Origin of the sequence: Rossellomorea aquimaris, assembly GCF_020171925.1 — a bacterium.
GTDB classification, from domain to species: domain Bacteria; phylum Bacillota; class Bacilli; order Bacillales; family Bacillaceae_B; genus Rossellomorea; species Rossellomorea aquimaris_F.
Map to the genome: position 1 here is coordinate 253978 of NZ_JAIVAR010000003.1, position 18175 is coordinate 272152.

Genomic DNA, 18175 nt, shown 5'->3' on the forward strand with positions numbered 1-18175 from the left:
GCGGGAGGTACCTTCAAACCGTAGCACATTGGAACGTTTTAGCTTGGTAGGGCACGGGGAATATAGTTGCTATCAATCCATGATAAAGTAGGAGGAACTTCAATGCTTGGAACAACAGGATTTACACTCTATTTGATTTTGCCGCTGATCCTCATCTTGATCCTGATCGGGGTGACGATCAGGTTTTTTAAAGTGAAAGCAAAGAAGGATAAGGATTTTTGATCGTCTTTCATTTCATAGAATGAACAATAGACGCTTGGAGAAGTTTCTCCAAGCGTCTTCGTATGATTTCAGGCATTCATTTACAACAACCCAAACCTTTGTATAATCTTTTCAGCGACCTCATGCGGACTCAATCGTGAATTATTGATCTTCATATAATTCTCTTTATCTATTTCACCTTCATTGGAATTCAGGCGGAGTCTATCCAGCGAAGCCAATAATCTCCGCTCCGAATCTTCCACATCTCGTTTAGAAGGCTTATGGGCCAATCGGTTCGGTGTCTTATTCCGCTCCAATCTCACGTCGAGATCGGACTCCAATTCCACGAAATAGACCTCTCCTCCGTTGGATTTGAAGATATCCGTCACCTTATCGACCCATTCCCAATCTTCCTTCTCATTAAATGCCCACATAAATGTGAAAATCATCCCGTCCTGATCAGTTTTAGAAAAGGATTCAAAGATTTCTTCCCGCATCATCGAAGATAATCTCCACATTTCATCCGTAAATCCAAAAAACGGCTGAAGCAATTCAATTGTCATATGATTATGAAACAGCTTCAAACCCGTCTTCTTTTCTAACTCCTGCCCTACCGTCATCTTCCCCACTGCTTGAGGGCCGAACAATAATACCAACTTCATGCTTTTCCCCCATTTATGTTCATGAAAATTTCCGTTGTGTCCAAACTCTCTGTCCTCTTCAACGAATCTGCCATTCTATGGTTCTAAAGATCAAAAAACACCATTCTCATTCGGCGACTCTTCCGGTATGGGTTGTCCCACATCCCATAATTCAACGATCCTGCCATTACGGAAGCGGAAGATATGGACCACGACCGCACCGACGTCATCACGATGCTGTTTCACATGTGAATGCACCGCAACGGTTTCACCTTCTTCGATCGCCATTTTCACTTCGAAAACCTTATCTGGATTCACAGCGGCATTCTCTTCCATCGCCCGCATCAATGATGCTGCATCACCTGGAAAATAAGGATTGTGGTGGAGAAATCCAGAATCTGCATAACGATCATAAGCTTCCCGTACTTGTCCCGAAGCCACCAGTTCAAGGAACGAGACGGCACTCTTTTTATTCGAATTGTGTTCTATCATGTTAATCGTCCTTCCGTATGTAAGATGATCTTCATCAAGGCTTCATCCTTATCCCCAATAGGTTACAGAAAATAAAAGTGCAAAGGCAATGACAAAACAGGCCAACAACCCAATGCGCATCCTTTTACTCGTAGTCGGCATAAGTAGCGGGAACGTCATAAAGGACCCGATCCCTGCAATGAAAAATGCGTATTGTGAAGGAGGATCAGGGAACGTAACAATCCCTATGGTGACCAGACACAGAATAAGAAAGAGGTTAAACACAATCCTCCATTTTTTAGCCACTTGCACTCCTCCTTACTAAGCTATCTACAAACCAGACGCCACCCCTAAATTAAAACCGAAAAACATAGGATCGATGTTGCCCAAAAAACATAACCGACTTTTCTTTTTTTCTGAAATTCTTCCATTCCCATCACAACCATCATCACGCCCATCAAAAAGATGACGATTGGCAAAGAATCGACGTTATCCGTGATAAGCCCGTGACCGGCAAAGGCCAAGGCGATCAAACTTATTATTTTTCTCAAGATTTTCAGCAAAGGTATGCCCCCCCTATGAACGCTAAATCCCCACCCTTATTTTACCATAACCAGTCATAAAAATATGCCCCTACTCCTAATGAGAAGGCAAGCTTACGATTCCGAAAAAATCGTCTTGCCATGAAACGCGTTTCATACTGTAGGATAAAGGAGGAAGGGATTGGCGTAACGCATCCTGCGGCGTGACGATCCCTTTCAGAAGGGGGCCAGTCCCCCTTCATCGTTTAAGCAATATCATGTAAAAAGAGAACCCCAAATTGAAGTCCCCTCTTAAATCGAAAAAACTTATCCAGTATAAACACTTGCACACGTACCAGCTGCCGGCTCATAATAACAGTGATTTTTAAATTGACCGGAAAACGGTTGATTGTACCATGTCGGAGGACACGGCGCGTATGGATTGAAATACCAGAGTGCATACTTTGCTGGATGTTGGCTCCAGTAATCCAAATTTTTCTTGGCTAACTTTTTCTCAACCGACCTTGCCCGGTTGTAGAAGAGGTTTCCTTTTTGAACTGCCTCGAACGAGTAATTCCCACCTTGCACTTGAAAAATGACCTGACGGATGGTCCTTACCTTTTTAAAATCCAAACATTCCGCTTTCGCACGATTGACGATGACATTCCCGACGTATAACATCCCTTGTTTCCCTTCACCTTCGGCTTCCGCTCTCATCATCCTTGCCATCAAGGCAACGTCTGCATCCGTATATTTCACTCTTGGCATTTTTTTCACCTCACACCTATTTTATGAGAAAAGTCAGCCGTAATGCTTTAAATAACAAATTGAAGCTTGTATGGCTAGATCAAATAAAATCCCATTTGCCTTTTCGCCATGTATTCTACCTTGCCGTTGACCAATGCAACCGGTTCTTCCAGATAGATCGGGACTTCCTGGCCCCACTCAGGAGCAAATTGGCGGATGTTGAACTCCATTGCATAGCATGTGTTGGCCGTCAGCGGTAAATCACCTCTGATCGGCACATCCCCCTGTTGATCATACAACCCGATCAACGCACCGGCTTCGTGACAATGGGAGCCGACCGGATGACAATAAATCATGGCATCGATCTGCTCCTTTTTCGCAGAGAGCATCGCCGAGCGGAACACCTCATTCCCGGTTTTCCCTTCTTTCATGTGGAAGCTCAGTAAATCTTCAAGGCGCAAGGCGGTGAAAAAGGCGGATTGCAGCCCTTCAGGAGCTTCCGTTTCTTCCGGTTTCAGTACGTAGGCAAGCTGCTGCGTATCGGTGCAGAGCCCAAGATACTCAATCCCGAAGTCCAGGTGGACAATATCCCCGTGCCGGATGATCTCCCCCTCGAGTCTGTCCATATCCGATCCTTTCCGCTGCAGGTCCACCGTAGGATAAAAAGACGTTTTCAGCCCCAAATCGAGTACACGCTGCCTGATCCAATCGACTACATCTTCAGTCGTCGTGATCCCTGGGTGGATGACCTTCCCCGATAATGCCTCTTCGCAAATCTGCCGGGCCAACTCGGCAATCGCCGGATACGCCATCATTTCTTTATCACTCCGATTCGAAAGCCAATCCACCACCAGATGCTGTGCACTGACGAACCTGTCGCTATACTCACTCAGTACCATTTGGATATGCTCGAAATACGAGTGACTCAATCCGTCACTGACGGCAAATGTATGGGAGAAATTCAAGCCAATCCTGTCCGGGTCGCATTTTTCCACGATACCTTTGAGGCATTCCCATTGATCTTCTCCCTCCTTATTCCAGATCCTCTCATAAAAAGGTTCGAAGCTTGGATTCCGATGAATCACAAACCGTTTCAGCTGTTGGCCCTCATCCAGCCAGAAAACCAAGATCGTCAATCTCCTCGAGCTGTCGATCGCAGACGAATAGAGCGTCTTCAATACCGGATCTTCATGATACTCCCGCCCCATCACAATCCACATATCAAGCCCATGCTTCTCCATGAGCGCCGGCAGCAGTGTATTCAAGCGATGGAACAGCCAGCGGTTCCTGATTTCTTCCCTCTTCTTCAAAGGCAGAATGACGTTCATCTTGCTCCCCCCCAAGTTCATGTTTCCTTATTCCTTCGACAATTCTCGTTTAAATCCTCTTTCTTTATGGCAATGAGATTCAATTGGGAAACGTTGTGTATCGGTTCCTCTCGCAAAATTTGGTGTGTCTAAAACACGGCTGCCGCTTTCAGAGGCTAGCTGCATCGTCTTCAAAGCAACAAAGTTCATAAAAAAGAACCTCAGCTACTCGCCGAGGTCCGTTCTTCACGAAAAATGGTGGTCTGATTCCGCCCTGCAGCCTTTGACTGATAAAGAGCAGCATCGGCTCGTTGAATGATGGTTTCTGGATGGTCATCCATTTGAAGATACTCGGTGACACCAAGCGAGATTGTAATCGGTTTTCCGGCAGGGCTCGGGGTTGCCGCTATTTCCTTGCGAAGGGCCTCTGCAGCAAAATAAGCCTCCCGCTCGTCCACTCCCTTCAGCAATAGCCCGAACTCTTCCCCTCCGTACCGAAATCCCAGATGATTCTCTCCTGCGTAACCGTTTAGGATGGCAGATAGAAATTTCAATACCTCATCACCTGTCAGATGCCCATACGTATCATTCACCTGTTTAAAGTGATCAATATCCAGCATGATCAACGAAAAGGATTCGTTCTTGTCGATCCATTCTTTTATGATGGAATCGAAGGTCTTCCGATTGGCAATACCCGTCAACCCATCGATTTGGATCTCCTTATTCAACATCGTAAAATATTTATTGATCTGGTAGTAAAGCTGCTTGACCTCATAGATGGTCGACTTCATCTCCACTTCTTTAAAGCTGGACGAAAATTTTTTATGGCTGGATCCGGCCTGGGAATATTCCGCCAGCACATTCAATGGCCTCGAAATACTACTCGCAAGGATCGCGGCAATCACTAAAATGATGATCAAGAGAGGAACCGACTGGATTGCCATCTTGGCAAACAGCTCCCTCAAAGGTCCCTCTACAACCGAAGTAGGAGTCTGGCTGACGATTCCCCATCCCGTACTTTCTACATGGGTAAAACCTGCGTAGTACTCATTCCCCTTTGAATTGATTACACTTGATGAACCACTATTTCCTTCCATTAATTCCTTTACAACCTGGTTACGTGACACCGATTCATCCAAGCGTGCTGTGTCAGGATGATAAATCAGGTGTCCATCGGAATCCACCACATAAACATATGAACCTTCCCCCAATTCATGTTTGTACAGGATATTTTTCAACGCATTGTCACTTTCCAAGTAAACCGTTCCGCCAATCAATCCGCGGTATACTCCCTCATCATTGAAAATCGGTGCTGAAATCAACATGATCATCTGTCCCGAGGTCGCCTGATACGGTTTTGAGATGAAAGGCTCCTTGATCGCCAATGCTTTTTTGACCGTTTCAGATGTGATTTTCGTCCCTACCTTCACTTTCGCCCCATCTTTGAATTGAACGATGGAAGGGCTAAGCAATTGAATATAGCCTTCTTCATCGGTCACGAATGTAGAATTAAATTGATCAGCATGCGCCGAATGCCATGTATCCAGATCCTGTTGATCAAATTGATGATGATTCACGATATCCGCCATCGCAACAATCTCTTCTCTCATATGACTCATTAAATCATCCGTCGATTGAGCCAGTTTCATAGAATAATTGTAATTACTCTCTAAATACTTTTGCTCAATCGAACTCCTCAACGCACTGGTTGCAGCAAACCAACTGACTACCGTACTGCTGATGACGGCCGTAATGATGAGCATCCCGATGGCCAATCGGAGTTTGATCCCTCGCTTGAACATAACGTTTACCCCTTTGATAAGATAGTACTATTTTACCATCCGAAACCTATAAAAGGGAATTTTTTCTTTGTCCGATCTGTTCATGGAGCTGTTTCCTGGTAAAGCAGAAAGAAGCTGCCTGGCCCCTGGATGGGGACAGGCAGCTTCTTACCTTTTTTCTACTTCGCATTTTCATCCGGCTGATGGATCCCGAACACATTTCCTTCTGTATCCACGTAGTATCCTTGCCACGCCATGCCCGGTAGAGCATATTTAGGCATCGCCACTTTTCCGCCAAGCTCAAGGATCTTCTTCTCCGCTTCGTCATAATCACCAATCCCGATTGTGCAAGTGTACCCGTTCATCGGCTGGTTCGCTTCTGGTGGAGGAGACTGACGCTGCATCAGTGCCCCATTGATACCAGGCTGATCCTCCCCCCCGGTCACCGCCCCGAAATAAGGCATCCCCGCATACTCGCTCCAATCCTCAAACGTCCAGTTGAATACCCCTCCATAAAACGCCTTCGCCCGCTCCATATCATCTACATGAATCTCAAAATGCACAATCCTTCCCATCTTTCATCCCTCCATAAACTATGTAATCTGACTATTATGACTATTCTTGTATGCTTTTTAATCTTAAATGATTTTTGTGTGCGAGTTCAACGGTGAATTGAAGGTTTTTAGTGGTTTTATGAATTTTGGGGATATTGTGTGGGATAGCTCTTTGGCAGGATGGGGGCGTTTTGATGAGGGAGGGAGGCGTTGTTTGGGGTCTTTGTGGCTTTTGCAAAGCGGGGGTGGCGTTGTTTGGGGGCTTTGTGGTTTTTGCAAAGCTGGGGATGGCGTTGTTTGGGATTCGTATTGGTTTTTGAACGCTGCATGTGCCGTTGCTTGCGGTTTGTTTTGGCTTTTCTTTAAAAATCGTATCTTTTTTCAATCTATCGTGCTCTTCTTTCCTTATTTAGGGTCATTCCCCCTTAGAAAAGATCGGACTGCTCTTCTTTTATAATAATCTTCGCCCTCTTTGAAGATAATCGAACCTTAACTGGAACCATTACGCCCTTCAAATAAATAATCGTGCCGTCACTGGAACCATTACGCCCTTTAAATAAATAATCGTGCCGTCACTGGAATAATTACACGCTTCAAATAGATAATCGTGCCGTCACTGGAATAATTACACCCTTCAAATAAATAATCGTGCCATCTCTGGGATCATTACGCCCTTCAAATAAATAATCGTGCCATCTCTGGGATCATTACGCCCTTCAAATAAATAATCGTGCCATCTCTGGGATCATTACGCCCTTCAAATAAATAATCGTGCCGCCCCCCTCATAATAACAGACTCCCAAAAGCTACCCCGACTTACTTCGTGTCGAAATTTCTTCATCAAAAAGTTAGGTTCATTGAAACAAAATAGCATTCTTCACCGTATATGCAATTGAGTAGAAGGGTGAAGGAGGAAACGTAAATATGGTTACCTTGCAAAAAATGAACGCACAAGAGTTTCAGCAGTATCTTGAAGTTGCGGTGGCTGAATATGCAAAGGAAAAAGCATTGGCGGGGAATTGGGAAGAAAATGAATCCTTACAAAAAGCTAAGGAAGAATTCAGCAGACTCCTTCCTGATGGAGAGAAGTCCGAGAATAATTATTTATTTACTATCGTGACCGGTGACGGGGAACGTGCCGGTATTTTATGGCTCGCCAAGCAGTCCGAAGAAAAAGCATTCATCTATGACATTAAGGTCGATGAAGATTTTCAAGGAAAAGGGTACGGAAAACAAGCAATGAAAGCAATCGAAGATCAGGCAAAAGAAATCGGCTTTAACAAAATCGGACTCCACGTCTTTGGCCATAATAAGATTGCAAGAAGCCTCTATGAAAAGATTGGATACACAACGACGAACGTGGTGATGGAAAAGGATATTTAATCATTACTTTTTGGATCATCATACCTGCACCAGGGAGTGACATGATTACCAAGCACGTAGGACTGACAATTTTTTTGTGAAAAGCAAGCTGCCTTCCTCGATTCTGCGATGCGGGCAGCTTTTTTTTCTATACAAAATGTTCAATACTAACGAAATTCACCACAGTGGACTAGTCATTTTCCGAAAAAAGTGGGTACTCGCTAAAAAGTCATAGTGGTAATTTTTCATAATTGAACCGGTTTACGGATGATTGTTCCGATTATTAATTAATTGCACCGCTTTTCCATTAATGCCACCGCTTCTGATCTAATTCCACCTCTTTTCCATTAATTGCACCTCTTCATATCTAACTCCACCTCTTCCCGATTAATGCACCGGCCCATAATTAACCGCACATCTCCCTTCCTCATCTCGCCCCAATCCAGATCACCATCCCCAACAAATTAAAAAGCCCCACCCCATGGACAATCCACAATTACCCAAGCATTAAAGTTGGAACGATTCACTCCCCCCAGTAAAATAGAAGATGAACCGTCATAAAGGTTTAAAAGCCCCATCAAAAGTAAACACTAAGATTGTTTTTGATTGCCTTAACGACTGCATCGGGTTCGGTAGGTTAAAGGTAAGCCGGATTCTCCAATCGAACTGGCAAATCAAAAATACGCGCGGTAGATAAAAACCAAAAAAAGAGCATCTTTCTTCCTTGACAAAATCCGCAGCATATATAATAATTAATATCGAATTAGAATTATTATAAACTATTAATAATTCTCAATAACTAATCACTAGGAGGAATTTACACTATGTCTTTAATCGGATCAGAAGTAAAACCATTCAAAGCAGAAGCATTCAAAGATGGTGAATTCATCACTGTCACTGACGAAAGCCTGAAAGGTCAATGGAGCATTTTCTGCTTCTACCCTGCAGACTTCACATTTGTATGCCCGACAGAACTTGAAGACCTTCAAAATAACTACGAGGCTCTTAAAGCCCTTGGCGTAGAAGTATATTCCGTTTCTACAGATACACATTTCACACACAAAGGCTGGCATGACAGCTCAGAAAAAATCGGTAAAATCAAATACGCGATGATCGGGGATCCATCTCAAACGATTTCCCGCAACTTCGAAGTACTTAACGAAGAAGACGGTCTTGCTGACCGTGGAACATTCATCATCGATCCAGATGGTGTCATCCAAACAGTTGAAATCAACGCTGGCGGCATCGGCCGTGACGCAGATATCCTAATCAGCAAAATCAAGGCTGCTCAATATGTACGCAACAACCCAGGCGAAGTTTGCCCTGCTAAATGGCAAGAAGGTTCTGAAACACTTAAGCCAAGCCTTGACCTAGTTGGTAAATTATAAGGAGTGCAGTAAATCATGCTCGAAGCAGATATTAAAGCACAATTGGAACAGTACCTGCAGATGCTTGAGGGCGATATCGTCCTGAAAGTATCCGCAGGTGATGACGACACATCTAAGGACACAGTGGCTCTCGTCGAAGAGCTTGCTTCCATGTCCCCTAAGATTTCTGTCGAAAAAGCTGATCTTCCAAGAACACCAAGCTTCAGCGTGAATCGTGCCGGAGAGGAGGATACCGGGGTCCATTTCGCCGGTATCCCGCTCGGACACGAGTTCACTTCACTGGTGCTTGCCCTTCTTCAAGTCAGCGGCAGACCTCCAAAAGTTGATCAGAGTGTCATCGATCAAATCAAGAGCATCAAAGGCGAGCATCACTTCGAAACGTATGTCAGCCTGAGTTGCCACAACTGCCCTGATGTCGTACAAGCCCTCAACATCATGAGTGTTCTCAACCCGAACATCACTCATACGATGATTGACGGTGCCGCCTACAAAGAAGAGGTGGAATACAAGAACATCATGGCCGTTCCATCCGTTTACCTGAACGCTGAATTCTTCAGCGGCGGACGTACGACCATTGAAGAGATCCTTTCAAAAATCGTTGAAGGCCCTGATGCCAGCGAGCTTTCCGACAAGGATCCATACGATGTGCTTGTTGTCGGTGGCGGACCTGCGGGATCCAGTGCGGCAATCTATGCAGCACGTAAAGGAATCCGCACTGGTATCGTAGCCGAGCGCTTCGGCGGGCAGGTGCTTGATACGATGAGCATCGAGAACTTCATCAGCGTCAAGCAGACAGAAGGTCCGAAACTTGTCGCAAGCCTTGAAGAACACGTGAAGGACTATGGCATCGATGTCATGAACCTTCAGCGTGCCAAGCGCTTGGAAAAGAAAGACCTGATCGAGCTTGAGCTTGAAAACGGTGCAGTCCTTAAGAGTAAGAGCCTGATCATCTCGACTGGTGCACGCTGGAGAAACATCGGTGTCCCTGGAGAACAGGAATTCAAAAATAAAGGTGTGGCCTATTGCCCACACTGCGACGGACCTTTATTCGAAGGAAAAGACGTAGCGGTCATCGGTGGAGGAAACTCAGGTATCGAGGCTGCAATCGACCTCGCGGGAATCGTCAAGCATGTAACCGTGCTTGAGTTCAATCCAGAATTGAAAGCGGACGAAGTCCTGCAGAAACGTCTCTACAGCCTTCCGAATGTGACCGTCATCAAGAATGCACAAACACAGGAAATCACCGGAACAGACAAAGTGAACGGTATTACCTACAAGGATCGTGAAACGAACGAAGAACACCATATTGAACTTCAAGGTGTATTCGTCCAAATCGGTCTTGTACCGAATACTGAATGGCTCGATGAAACGATTGAACGCACGCGCTTCGGTGAAATCGTCGTTGATAAACATGGAGCAACCAGTCTTCCTGGCGTATTCGCCGCTGGTGACTGTACTGACAGTGCATACAACCAAATCATCATTTCAATGGGGTCCGGAGCGACTGCCGCATTAGGGGCGTTCGATTATCTCATCCGAAATTAAGAAAAAGCCGCAATCCTGAAATGGATGCGGCTTTTTTCTTGGACTCTATTAAATTCACTTCCTGCATCACGCCCGGATTACTGTCACCTCGGTTATACAGCGAGCAAAAGAAAGAACACGTCCCCCGGGTTATTGACTGAACCGGACCAAGGGACCTGTCCCCTTGGCCACCATTGGCGCAACCATTTGCAACGGCAGGGTCAACCCGGCCAGCCGATCAGCGGACCAAGGAGCCTGTCCCCCATGGCACGCTCCCCCGGTCCGATCTACCGATCCAATCTCACCAAATCCGCATAGGTCTCTCGCTCAATGACCACACGCGATTCCCCGTCTTTTACGAACACGACGGCCGGACGCGGGATGCGGTTGTAGTTATTCGCCATGGAGTATCCGTAAGCACCTGTACTGAACACGGCAAGTGTATCACCGAAGTTCGTAGGGGGCAGCATCAAATCCCAGATGAGCATGTCCCCTGATTCACAGCATTTCCCTGCTACACTCACGAGCTCCGTGCATTCTTCATTAGGACGGTTCGCGAGGACGGCGTGGTACTTTGCTCCGTATAAGGCAGGACGGAGGTTATCCGTCATCCCACCATCGACCGCTACATACGTACGTAGGTCGGGGATGATTTTCTTGGAACCGACTTTGTATAGCGTCGTTCCCGCTTCGGCAACGATGCTTCTGCCGGGCTCGATCCACACTTGAGGCAATGGATAGCCGTTTTCTCCGAAGCTTTCTTTTACGCTGTCCGTGATGGCTTTGACATACGTCTGGATTGGCAGCGGCTTGTCGTCTTCCGTATAACGGACCCCGAAGCCCCCTCCGATGTTCAATACGGGAAGCGTGACGTCGCATTCGTTCCTCAGACCTTGAAGGAAATCGGACAGGACCGTGATTGCCTGTTGGAAGCCATCCAATTCAAAGATTTGTGATCCGATATGGGAATGGATTCCAAGCACCGTGTAGTTCGGTTTGCAGAGGGCGATTTGCATGGCACGGTCGGCCTGGCCATTCGAGATTCCGAAACCGAACTTGGAATCATCCTGACCGGTCATGATGTAATCATGCGTGTGGGCTTCCACACCAGGTGTCACCCTTAGTAGGATGTTCACGTGCTGTCCTCTCTCTTTGGCCAGATCATGCAGAAGCTCGAGTTCAAGGAAGCTGTCCACGACGAAGCATCCGATTTCAGCTTCGAGCGCCATGACAAGCTCTTCCTCTGACTTGTTATTCCCGTGAAAATGGATCCTCTCAGCCGGGAATCCAGCTTGGAGCGCCGTATATAACTCGCCTCCAGAAACCACATCCAGTGAAAGAAGCTCCTCTTCCGCCAAGCGCACCATTTCTTTACAAAGGAAAGCCTTGCTTGCATATGCAACCTGATAATCCAGCCCGCTTTCATTGAAGGCCTGGCGGAATGCCTGTGCCTTCTGACGGATCATATTTTCGTCATACACCATAAGCGGTGTACCGTATTCGGCAACAAGATCTGCCGTGCTCACGCCTCCGATTTCCAAATGTCCCTGTACACTCGTTTGAATTGCTGTCATCCTACATTCTCCTCCTGAAATCCCTCCGAAAAAAACACACAAAAAAAACCGTATGAAGCGATGCTCATACGGTTTCCTGATCAAAACGAAGAACGTTCTGAAGAATTCTGTATTAACATCTCTTCAATAGTTCTCCACAACGTGACCATTGTGACAGTCTGACACTTATTCAATGCCAGCCCAACAGGAAACCGATAGGCTGCTTCCCGTTTCGGCGATCTGCCTTTCACTTTCCATCCCGGGATCCATCATCCTCAGGAAAGCTACTCCTCATTCTCGCGCCTCTATTATCAGAGAGTGAATTATAATTTTTGTATCGTTACTATAGCATTGAATCGGAAAAGTTGTCAAACGATTCAACCATGATATTTCAAACGTTCAAGCTGAGTCGGATTTCTGCACTATTTACAATTACAGGAGGGCTTTCCGGGAACATCCCCGCTCGTAGGGTATAACCTTTTTTGTCGGCACTGTTCTTCAAGTGCAGAAATCAATAAGTTTTTTACGGCTATGGATTCAGGTGTTTCATATTCCGGATATGCAAGGTTCTTCTCTTCCAGCGGATCAGCCGTTAAGTTGTAGAGTTCATATTGTTCCGGCACTGGTATTTTCTTTGTTTTCGTGATGCATAAGGAGCATTCTGTATCAGCGGACGTACTTTTTTCGGAAACCTGGGTCGTTGTTACATCTTCACAGTCCGGGTTACTCCAAAACTGTGGATTGTCAAAGTAGCGGGTAAGCTTCCACACCTCGGACGTATCATGTTTCCCTGTTGAAAGTCTCGTGATGATCGCCTCGGTATGATTCGGCTGGACGACCGAAGTATACGGTCTGCCCGCTGCAGTCACTTGATTCGGTCCACGCGTAAAATCGTCATCACTCATGAAATAAATCGGTTCATTCGAACGGAAGAACGTTTCATCACCTTGCAATAAAGGGGTGAGATCCCTTCCGACAAGTGGATGAACTTCCGTGTGATCTTTCCTCAGTTTCCTTTGTGCTTTATAGGGATCGATCCCCGCCAACCCAAGCATTGTCGGAAGAAGGTCGATGTGACTCGTGATCATATCTGTCTGACTGCGTTCTGGGAATAATTTTGGATTATGGATAATAAGCGGTACATGGATCGATTCCTCATAGGTGTTGTACCACTTCTGGAATAAGCCCCCATGAGCCCCCAGTAGCTCACCATGGTCCGACAAGAAGATCACGATGGTATCGTCATAGAAGCATGACTCCTGGAGTGCTTGGAACACCTTCAACATATCCTGATCTGCCTGCTTTTGGAGCGAATAATACAATCTCCTGTAGAACAAGCTGTCCCTCAATGGCTGAAGCGCCTCTTGGTAGGTGATCCGGTAGCTTTCCTGGGCAGTTGGTTTGGTGTGGAGGGATTCTTTGGCTGTCGGTGCCGGTGGGACGTCTGGAACAGATGGATCCACATTGAAATCATAGAGCGGGCTAAGCTCTGAGAAAGTTCCGAATAATGCAATATCATGGGGATTAACGAATGAACACATAATCAGCCACGGTGATGAAGTTGACGTTTCCTCTTCTTTTTCAAGAGAATGAAGAAGATCGATCGTTTCCTCCGCGTAAATCGCATCTCTCCCGTTCAACCCAATCGCTGCCGACGAACCCGAATTCCGAGGCGAAGAGCCATGTGGTTCAGGTCCCACCCAACCGGAAAAACCGTACGGATTCAAACGGTCGGCATCTCGATACTTCTTTACGCTTTCAGGATCAGGAACTCCCGTTGACGTGTAGCTCGGAAAAGCATTCTTCGTACCGGGGATGATGATATCTTCATTGGAGGCATGCCACTTCCCCTTCCAATACGTTCGGTATCCGGCTGTCCGGAAGTAATCCCCGAAAGTCGGAACGGTATTCTGGTCAAGCCAGAACATGTCAGGGTCAAAGGCCGTTTTAGCTGCCCCACTCGTCTGCGTGACGCCATGAAGGGAAGGATATTGACCGGTATAAAATGTGGTCCTGCTCGGTGAACACGCTGTACTTCCAGCATAATGCATGGTGAATTCGAATCCATTCCGCTTTAATAGCTCCTGAGCAACCAAGTTCTTTCTGCGCCATTTCTTCAATTCTTCACCCTCATAGGAAACGGGGTAACGTTCCTGGTCCACCATGAGGATCAAGAAATTGGGCTTTTTATGAAACGGACCGCTGTCCTTGTGCTCCCCTTGTGATTTTTTCATCACACGACCTCCAATAACCTCGAAATTGGAGAAGTTGCCGGTAGTCCGCTATCTCCTTTATCACTACTATGCAACGGGTAAGGGACGTATAACTGTTAGGATAGAACGCCAATTGAGAGCAAGGTAAGTCTTTTCAGGTTCAAAAAAAGTTCCCGGAGCATCTCGCACCGGGAACCACGTATGTTGAAATAGTCGTTCGTTGTCTTAGGCGTCGCAAGATTCTTCCGGGTCCTCATCTACTCCCACTTAAACACCCAACTTGCAATCGCAAACCCTCCGACAAGCCAGGCACCAAGGACCAATGTCTCCATTCCAAGTTCAAAAAACGGCGTTCCAAGATTCATCGTCTCACGAAGTGCCGAACTTAAATGGGCGATTGGTAACACCTTGACGATCGGCTGGATAAAGTCAGGCATATTGTTGATCGGGAAGAACACACCCCCGAGGAACAATAATGGAAATGAAACAAACCCTGCGATCGGTCCGGCACTTTCCGGATTCTTCGCCATCCCTGCGATGATGAAGCCGATCGACATGAAAGCGAGGGTACCGAGCACGATAAAGAAGATCAGTGCGAGCCAGGAACCGACAACATTGATGTTAAAAATGAGGTTCGCAATCAATACGACAAGCAACGCCTGCGTCCCATTCAACAACAATCTCGCGGTGATCTGGGCTGCGATGAAAGTGGATGCCTTCAATCTCGTCCCCTGCATTCTGCGAAGGATTCCCCGTTCGCGCCAGGCTGAGATTTGACCGGCAACCCCGTTCATGTTGTTACTCATGATCATCATCGCCACGATGCCGGGGACAAGGAAATCGATATAGCGGATGTTGAGCGCCTCGATGCCCACTTTTTCAACGGTAACCAGTGGCTTGTAATCGGCGAGTTCCTTACTGTATTGGTCGATGATCCCGTTCACCACGGTCAGACCGAGCTCTGCTGTAGTCAGGTTCTTCTCATTGTAATAAACCGGTACCGAGAACGGTCCGTCACCAGCTTTAAGGCTTTCCCCATATCCTTCGGGAATTTCAATGAGAAGCTGGATATCCCCTTCTTCAACGGATTTTTTCCCTTTTTTTACATCATCAAAGTCGACTGTTTCGACTCCTTCATTTTTATAAAATAAGTCCTTTAACTCCTTTGATGAGGAAGTGTCATCGTTATCGACGACGCCGGCTGTCAAAGAGAGGGAGTTCCCTCCTCCGACAAAGGATCCGAGTGCCACCATCAGGATGACCGGGAACAAGAGCGTAAAGAAGATCACCTGTTTATTCCGTGCAAATATGCGTAATTGTGCAAGCGTCAACTGCCAATAAGCCCTCATGATTCGCGCAGCCTCCTTCCTGTCATATGGATGAACACATCCTCGAGTGTCGCTTGTCGCGTCTGAAGATCCCGGATTTCGAGACCATGCTGAGACGATACCTCGATCAGCGAGGTCAGCGCCTGCTGCAGATCATCTGTATACAGCTGAACGAACGTATCCTTCAGGGCTGCTTCCTTGACCCCATCCATCTTCATGAACCATCCCTCTTCAGGAGGATCGTTCAGATAAAATTCGATCGTACTCGTCGACTGCAGCATCTTCACGAGGTTACCCGGTGTATCGAGGGCAATCAACTCCCCCTGATCCATGATCCCGATGCGGTCACAGAGCACATGGGCTTCATCCATATAATGCGTGGACAGAATCACCGTCTTCCCACGCTCCTTCAGCCGGAGCACGATATCCCACAAGGTCCTCCTTGCCTGTGGATCAAGTCCCGTCGTCGGTTCATCAAGGAATACAATCTCCGGATCATGAATGAGGGCAAGCGCAATCGCGAGCCTCTGCTTCTGTCCGCCTGACAACCCCTTGATGCGATCCCTGCGCTTTTCAGTCAGGAGCATCTCCTCTATCAATTCATCAATGTTCACATGACGCGGATAGAAGCTTGCATATAAATGAAGGATTTCCTCGACCTTCAACAATTCGAACAATGACGTCGACTGAAGCTGGACGCCGATCACTTCCTTGACACCGTTCACTTCTTTCCGGACATCATACCCCGCGAGCACCGCCGTCCCTTCGTCAGGCTTCCGGAGACCGACGAGCATCTCGATCGTCGTCGTCTTCCCGGCACCGTTCGGACCGAGCAAACCGAATATTTCCCCTTTATGTACGCTGTATGTGACTCCATTCACGGCTGTGAATGATCCATATCTTTTCACTAGACCTCTTACATCAACCATTACTTCATTTGTCATGACAAGCCTCCTTCTAGAAAAAAATGACCGCTATCCGTGAGCGGTCTGTTCACAAGGGTCTATACGCGATGATGATCTGCACGCCAGTTACGGATTGCTCCCTTGATGTCTTTCGCTGACAGATTCTCCGAGATGGCCCGTTTCACCAAACCAGGAAACTCTTCATCTGGCGCAAATCGTAGAGCGATGATCTGCTTCAAGGTCAAATCTGGATCGAGCACTTCGCCCGTCAGTCGATAATGACGGAAATTCTCCTCATTCCGGATGATCCGGTCCTGAAGCTTGAGCGCATATAATCTCAGTTTTGCCATCATCAACAGGAAGATAAACGCAGCGATCAAGACAATGAAGCTGAGCAAGGTCTCAGTGCCGATGTTTTTCACAAAGTACACAATCGCCAAGATCAGCGTCGCGAGCGATAATAAAGCAATCCCATAATGATAGACCGGATCGATTTTACCGTGATTTTCTACATTTTGCTGTTTCATATGTACCTCCTCATAGAGTATAGATTCATTATATACCAGTTTACTAGCCGGCTGACAAAAGAGACAAAAAAACACACTTAAGAAATGTATTCCTAAGTGTGTGTGGGTATGAATCATTAGAGTGAAAATGGAGGGATCGTACGGCCGTCAATGTCGGTGAATCCATATTCTTTCGCCAAGTCACCTGCTTTCAGTACCAAGCCGCTCTTATCCATCGCGTCGGAATCTTGTGCCAGTGCCGCGATTGCACGTCCGATGTAAAAAGGGGATTCGGTCATAGCCAAGTCTTCGAATTGCTGCCAGTTCTCCTCGGTTGCTCCAAAATGATCCAGTACAAGCTCCGTTCTCATGAATCCAGGCGAAACCGCCATCACAGCTATGCCGTCTTCCATCAACTCCTTTGAAAGCCCATATGCCATGCGGACAAGCGCATTTTTTGCGAGATCATAATAGAACTGTCCGGTATACTTCCCTTTGTCCCAAAACGTCGTATGAATGATCAGTCCGTTCTCATTCTCCCTAAGGAGGGGGATCGCATAATGATTTGTCGCAAGTTGCGCACGCACGCCAGCCGTGAACATCGTATCCCAATTCGCAAGGGACTGTTCCCAGAACGCACCCGGTTCGACTCCGATGTCATGTGCTCCCCACACATTATTGACCAGGATATCCAGCTTTCCTTGTTCTTCACGGATTCTATTAATGAGAGCCTCTGTTTCCTCATCCTTGGTGTGGTCACATCGAACGCCGACCCCTTTCCCGCCTGCAGCGGTGATCTCGGCTGCCGTATCATCGACCGTACCCCGCCATCCTTTGGTCGAGTTTCCCTTCGTGCTCCTTCCGGTTACATACACAGTGGCCCCCGCTTTTCCCAACTCAATCGCAATCCCGCGTCCCGCTCCCCTGCTCGCTCCAGTGACCAGGGCAACTTTTCCTTCTAAAGATCTCATGTAATCCAGTCCCTTCTTTTTGTATGATAGTACTATTATACAGTTCTATTGTTGATATCAAGTTTGGCAATATTTTTTTTGGAATGGAATGTAGTGTGAGGTGGAATTAAACCTGTATTTCTATTAATGTTTGGGCTTTCTTCATAGATTGTTCTGGAGTTAGGTTAATTGCACCGCTTTTCTTATAGATTGCACCGGAATT

Annotated in this window: 18 protein-coding genes and 1 riboswitch; of the genes, 3 read left to right on the forward strand and 15 right to left on the reverse strand. The window is 46.7% G+C overall.

Annotated features, from left to right (window positions below; genetic code table 11):
- Positions 1-302: 302 nt before the first annotated feature.
- The 9 genes from LCM10_RS12600 to LCM10_RS12640 form a co-directional block, all read right to left on the reverse strand.
- Positions 303-863, reverse strand: coding sequence for an AAA family ATPase (locus tag LCM10_RS12600; RefSeq protein ID WP_224876624.1), 561 nt, complete (start codon positions 861-863; stop codon positions 303-305).
- Positions 864-953: 90 nt separating this feature from the next.
- Positions 954-1334, reverse strand: coding sequence for a nuclear transport factor 2 family protein (locus LCM10_RS12605; RefSeq protein WP_224876625.1), 381 nt, complete (start codon positions 1332-1334; stop codon positions 954-956).
- A 48-nt stretch (positions 1335-1382) separates the two neighbouring features.
- Positions 1383-1619: a hypothetical protein gene (locus LCM10_RS12610; protein ID WP_224876626.1), complete on the reverse strand. Its 237-nt coding sequence runs from the start codon at positions 1617-1619 to the stop codon at positions 1383-1385.
- A 44-nt stretch (positions 1620-1663) separates the two neighbouring features.
- Positions 1664-1876 carry a DUF3953 domain-containing protein gene (locus LCM10_RS12615; protein WP_224876627.1) on the reverse strand — a complete coding sequence of 71 codons (213 nt, stop codon included), beginning with the start codon at positions 1874-1876 and terminating at the stop codon, positions 1664-1666.
- Between the two features lie 285 nt (positions 1877-2161).
- Entirely contained in the window at positions 2162-2602 is a 441-nt protein-coding gene (locus LCM10_RS12620; RefSeq protein ID WP_224876628.1) for a cell wall hydrolase, read from the reverse strand.
- 74 nt (positions 2603-2676) lie between these two features.
- Positions 2677-3909 (reverse strand): M24 family metallopeptidase, encoded by a 1233-nt coding sequence (locus tag LCM10_RS12625; protein ID WP_224876629.1) that lies wholly within the window; start codon positions 3907-3909, stop codon positions 2677-2679.
- Between the two features lie 200 nt (positions 3910-4109).
- Positions 4110-5690: a sensor domain-containing diguanylate cyclase gene (locus LCM10_RS12630; protein WP_224876630.1), complete on the reverse strand. Its 1581-nt coding sequence runs from the start codon at positions 5688-5690 to the stop codon at positions 4110-4112.
- A gap of 158 nt (positions 5691-5848) precedes the next feature.
- The gene (locus tag LCM10_RS12635) at positions 5849-6244 is read right to left on the reverse strand and encodes a VOC family protein (protein WP_224876631.1); all 396 of its coding nucleotides are present in this window, start codon (positions 6242-6244) and stop codon (positions 5849-5851) included.
- Between the two features lie 40 nt (positions 6245-6284).
- The gene (locus tag LCM10_RS12640) at positions 6285-6608 is read right to left on the reverse strand and encodes a hypothetical protein (protein WP_224876632.1); all 324 of its coding nucleotides are present in this window, start codon (positions 6606-6608) and stop codon (positions 6285-6287) included.
- Positions 6609-7147: 539 nt separating this feature from the next.
- Between LCM10_RS12640 and LCM10_RS12645 the strand changes: the two genes are divergently transcribed.
- The 3 genes from LCM10_RS12645 (at position 7148) to ahpF (ending at position 10518) form a co-directional block, all read left to right on the forward strand.
- Positions 7148-7606 (forward strand): GNAT family N-acetyltransferase, encoded by a 459-nt coding sequence (locus tag LCM10_RS12645; RefSeq protein WP_224876633.1) that lies wholly within the window; start codon positions 7148-7150, stop codon positions 7604-7606.
- A gap of 803 nt (positions 7607-8409) precedes the next feature.
- A complete protein-coding gene (gene ahpC / locus LCM10_RS12650; protein ID WP_224876634.1) occupies positions 8410-8973 on the forward strand; it encodes an alkyl hydroperoxide reductase subunit C in 564 nt (187 codons plus the stop codon).
- Between the two features lie 12 nt (positions 8974-8985).
- Positions 8986-10518 (forward strand): alkyl hydroperoxide reductase subunit F, encoded by a 1533-nt coding sequence (gene ahpF, locus LCM10_RS12655; protein ID WP_224876969.1) that lies wholly within the window; start codon positions 8986-8988, stop codon positions 10516-10518.
- 266 nt (positions 10519-10784) lie between these two features.
- Here ahpF and lysA read toward each other — a convergent pair whose 3' ends face one another.
- The 6 genes from lysA to LCM10_RS12685 form a co-directional block, all read right to left on the reverse strand.
- A complete protein-coding gene (gene lysA / locus LCM10_RS12660) occupies positions 10785-12071 on the reverse strand; it encodes a diaminopimelate decarboxylase (protein WP_224876635.1) in 1287 nt (428 codons plus the stop codon).
- A gap of 119 nt (positions 12072-12190) precedes the next feature.
- Positions 12191-12366: riboswitch (Lysine riboswitch) on the reverse strand.
- Between the two features lie 106 nt (positions 12367-12472).
- A complete protein-coding gene (locus tag LCM10_RS12665; protein WP_224876636.1) occupies positions 12473-14284 on the reverse strand; it encodes a sulfatase-like hydrolase/transferase in 1812 nt (603 codons plus the stop codon).
- Between the two features lie 236 nt (positions 14285-14520).
- On the reverse strand, positions 14521-15612 hold the full coding sequence (locus tag LCM10_RS12670) for an ABC transporter permease (protein WP_224876637.1): 1092 nt from the start codon (positions 15610-15612) through the stop codon (positions 14521-14523).
- Positions 15609-16535 (reverse strand): ABC transporter ATP-binding protein, encoded by a 927-nt coding sequence (locus tag LCM10_RS12675; RefSeq protein WP_224876638.1) that lies wholly within the window; start codon positions 16533-16535, stop codon positions 15609-15611. The genes LCM10_RS12670 and LCM10_RS12675 overlap by 4 nt, the downstream gene beginning before the upstream one ends.
- 59 nt (positions 16536-16594) lie before the next feature.
- Positions 16595-17023, reverse strand: coding sequence for a DUF6526 family protein (locus LCM10_RS12680; protein WP_224876639.1), 429 nt, complete (start codon positions 17021-17023; stop codon positions 16595-16597).
- Between the two features lie 116 nt (positions 17024-17139).
- The gene (locus LCM10_RS12685) at positions 17140-17973 is read right to left on the reverse strand and encodes an SDR family NAD(P)-dependent oxidoreductase (protein ID WP_224876640.1); all 834 of its coding nucleotides are present in this window, start codon (positions 17971-17973) and stop codon (positions 17140-17142) included.
- Positions 17974-18175 lie beyond the last annotated feature (202 nt).

Excerpts from the sequence above, each read along its gene's own strand:
- LCM10_RS12645 (WP_224876633.1), top strand. The coding sequence starts at position 7,148 with ATGGTTACCTTGCAAAAAATGAACGCACAAGAGTTTCAGCAGTATCTT.
- LCM10_RS12675 (WP_224876638.1), bottom strand. The coding sequence starts at position 16,535 with ATGACAAATGAAGTAATGGTTGATGTAAGAGGTCTAGTGAAAAGATAT.
- LCM10_RS12670 (WP_224876637.1), bottom strand. The coding sequence starts at position 15,612 with ATGAGGGCTTATTGGCAGTTGACGCTTGCACAATTACGCATATTTGCA.
- LCM10_RS12630 (WP_224876630.1), bottom strand. The coding sequence starts at position 5,690 with ATGTTCAAGCGAGGGATCAAACTCCGATTGGCCATCGGGATGCTCATC.
- lysA (WP_224876635.1), bottom strand. The coding sequence starts at position 12,071 with ATGACAGCAATTCAAACGAGTGTACAGGGACATTTGGAAATCGGAGGC.
- LCM10_RS12605 (WP_224876625.1), bottom strand. The coding sequence starts at position 1,334 with ATGATAGAACACAATTCGAATAAAAAGAGTGCCGTCTCGTTCCTTGAA.
- LCM10_RS12685 (WP_224876640.1), bottom strand. The coding sequence starts at position 17,973 with ATGAGATCTTTAGAAGGAAAAGTTGCCCTGGTCACTGGAGCGAGCAGG.
- LCM10_RS12680 (WP_224876639.1), bottom strand. The coding sequence starts at position 17,023 with ATGAAACAGCAAAATGTAGAAAATCACGGTAAAATCGATCCGGTCTAT.
- LCM10_RS12620 (WP_224876628.1), bottom strand. The coding sequence starts at position 2,602 with ATGCCAAGAGTGAAATATACGGATGCAGACGTTGCCTTGATGGCAAGG.
- LCM10_RS12665 (WP_224876636.1), bottom strand. The coding sequence starts at position 14,284 with ATGAAAAAATCACAAGGGGAGCACAAGGACAGCGGTCCGTTTCATAAA.
- LCM10_RS12600 (WP_224876624.1), bottom strand. The coding sequence starts at position 863 with ATGAAGTTGGTATTATTGTTCGGCCCTCAAGCAGTGGGGAAGATGACG.
- LCM10_RS12635 (WP_224876631.1), bottom strand. The coding sequence starts at position 6,244 with ATGGGAAGGATTGTGCATTTTGAGATTCATGTAGATGATATGGAGCGG.
- ahpC (WP_224876634.1), top strand. The coding sequence starts at position 8,410 with ATGTCTTTAATCGGATCAGAAGTAAAACCATTCAAAGCAGAAGCATTC.
- LCM10_RS12625 (WP_224876629.1), bottom strand. The coding sequence starts at position 3,909 with ATGAACGTCATTCTGCCTTTGAAGAAGAGGGAAGAAATCAGGAACCGC.